We start from the raw sequence: 1,378 nt of genomic DNA on the forward strand, positions 1-1,378 counted from the left end.
GGTCAACCCGGTAATTAATACGAGCCCCGCTGCGAGCAGCATCCGCGCGGGCTGGTTGCCGCCGGCCATTCCTACCGTCACGGCTGCAAGGACGGCAGCCGACGAGGACGTGGCCGACACGATGGCAAAGCGGCTTTAGCCCAGCAGGCCGTAAGCGACCAGACCCGCAAGGAGCGCGACAACGCCCGTTTGCGGCGGCAGGTTCGCGATGGTTGAATACGCGATCGATTCAGGAACGAGCAGACCTGCGACAGCCAGCCCGGCGCGCAGGTCAGGCAAATACCGGTCAACGAGAACGCGCACGAAATCACCTCCCTCCTGATGTTCTCTTCCGGTTCCCGGACCCAGGCAGCGAAGCCGTCACTTCGCCCTCGAACAGCGGCTCCGGAGGAAGGTGGATTTGCGAATGGTGACCTTGAATAGGCGTGTGACCGCGAAGATGGGGTCGTTTTGACATTCCTTGCCGCCTCGGCCTTTCACCCGGACCCGATGAATAGAGGGCCCGTTTTGTCGGGACAGTGGTTGAGTCAGGGTGTGGTCGTGATGTGTACGGGCAACTAGCACGGCCGCGACGCGATCGACGGTCGTCCGTCTAAAGCGCACGCGGACGCTTGTCGTTTTTTGCTAGCCTTACGAACGTACGCGCCTTCCTCAAAGACCCACCGGGAATCCGCCTCCGGCATTGAAAACCCATTCGGCGCAGCTCCGATGATGGTGCAGTCAATTTTGAACCTGCCGCTCCCGTCGGTTCAAACTCGCTGCTTCCATACTCCAGTGAAAGTAGGTAAGAACGAATGCAATGGGTTAAGGCGTGAGTCGCGATCTCTGAACAGGTGCAGACGGCCGTCGATTTACGTTTACCCGAGATCCGAGTGTGTGGCCCGCGCCCGCAATGCTTCGATCTCGTCGAGCAGATCCAGAGTCAGTGCAATTCCGGCTGCATTGATCTCGAAATCGCGCGCTAGCCGGTGGGCGGTCCGCACACGGCGCAGCGCCGCGCCGCTAAACCGCCATTCCTCCGGCCGGTCGCCTCTCGGCTCGAACGCGCCTTCTGAAATCCACATCGTCATCTGTTCTTGGGATGCGCCGCTCACTCGACACAGTTCGACGAGCGTGAACTCGACCTTTTCCTCGACAATCTCGCCTTCCAAAAACGTAGTCATCGTTTCTTTCATGATCCGTTACCCGTGAAATTCCGCGCGTGGGTCAAAGTTGAACGCTTGTCGCATCGTGTCATAAGCCGCCTTTGCATCGTCGGTGTCAGCCGGTGGCAGCACGATATTCAACACCACGTACAGGTTGCCCGGCGGGTTCGCCGGAATTCCCTTACCTTTAAGTCGCAGCCGGCGGCCGCCGGTTGATTCCGGAGGCACGGTCA

General features: G+C 59.9%; 1 protein-coding gene and 2 pseudogenes. All 3 read right to left on the reverse strand.

The features are described 5' to 3' along the window. Positions 1–303 (reverse strand): annotated as a pseudogene (locus AWB67_RS37855) (SulP family inorganic anion transporter); the annotation flags it as partial. Positions 304–857: 554 nt separating this feature from the next. Then, positions 858–1,175, reverse strand: a complete 318-nt coding sequence (locus tag AWB67_RS37860) for a chaperone modulator CbpM (RefSeq protein WP_087660857.1) — start codon at positions 1,173–1,175, stop codon at positions 858–860. A 6-nt stretch (positions 1,176–1,181) separates the two neighbouring features. Continuing rightward, positions 1,182–1,378 (reverse strand): annotated as a pseudogene (locus AWB67_RS37865) (J domain-containing protein); the annotation flags it as partial.

Origin of the sequence: Caballeronia terrestris (genome assembly GCF_001544515.1) — a bacterium.
In the GTDB taxonomy this organism is placed as follows: Bacteria; Pseudomonadota; Gammaproteobacteria; order Burkholderiales; family Burkholderiaceae; genus Caballeronia; species Caballeronia terrestris.

Coding starts and splice junctions, on each gene's coding strand:
- AWB67_RS37860 (WP_087660857.1), bottom strand. CDS start 1,175: ATGAAAGAAACGATGACTACGTTTTTGGAAGGCGAGATTGTCGAGGAA.